Here is a 592-nt window from a genome sequence, read left to right as displayed (position 1 = left end):
TCGAAAATAAACTCGATTTGTCGGGCTTTGACGCGTGGTATAACAACGACAAAACAGGCGCGGCGGCGTATCCGCCGTCAGTGATGTTAAAGATTATTTTGCTCGGCTATGCACATGGTTTGATCTGCAGCCGCCGTATTGCGAAGGCGTGTGAGACGAATATTTTGTTGATGAGTGTGTCGGGGGACATCCAGCCGCATTACACATCAATCGCGGGTTTCGTGGCCAAAATGCATGAACAGATTGAGCCACTATTTACGCAAGTATTGATGATATGCGACGAAGAAGGGTTGATAGGCCGCAATATGTTTGCCATTGATGGCTGTAAGTTAAAGTCGAATGCGAGCAAAGAATGGAGCGGGACATTCGATGAGCTAGGGCGTAAAAAAGCAAAACTAGAACGCGCGAGTAAACGTATTATCGAACGTCACCAATCACAAGATAGCCTGAGCGAAGAGTTGATAACGCAGGATTTAAAGCAAAAAGAAAAGCTGGATAAAAGTGCAGATAAAATCACGGAGTTCTTAGCGACCCACGAGGAAAAAACGGGCAGCAAAGGCAAGCCTATTAAAAGTAATATTACCGACCCTGA

General features: G+C 45.6%; 1 protein-coding gene. It reads left to right on the top strand.

Translation table 11 applies throughout. The features are described from left to right. Nucleotides 1–592, top strand: a 592-nt coding sequence (locus H5200_RS23370; protein ID WP_182762882.1) for a transposase, incomplete at both ends; no start/stop codon positions are given.

It is taken from the genome of Pseudoalteromonas sp. SG43-7, from assembly GCF_014164295.1.
GTDB classification, from domain to species: domain Bacteria; phylum Pseudomonadota; class Gammaproteobacteria; order Enterobacterales; family Alteromonadaceae; genus Pseudoalteromonas; species Pseudoalteromonas rhizosphaerae.
This window is presented reverse-complemented; position numbering and strand designations above follow the sequence as displayed.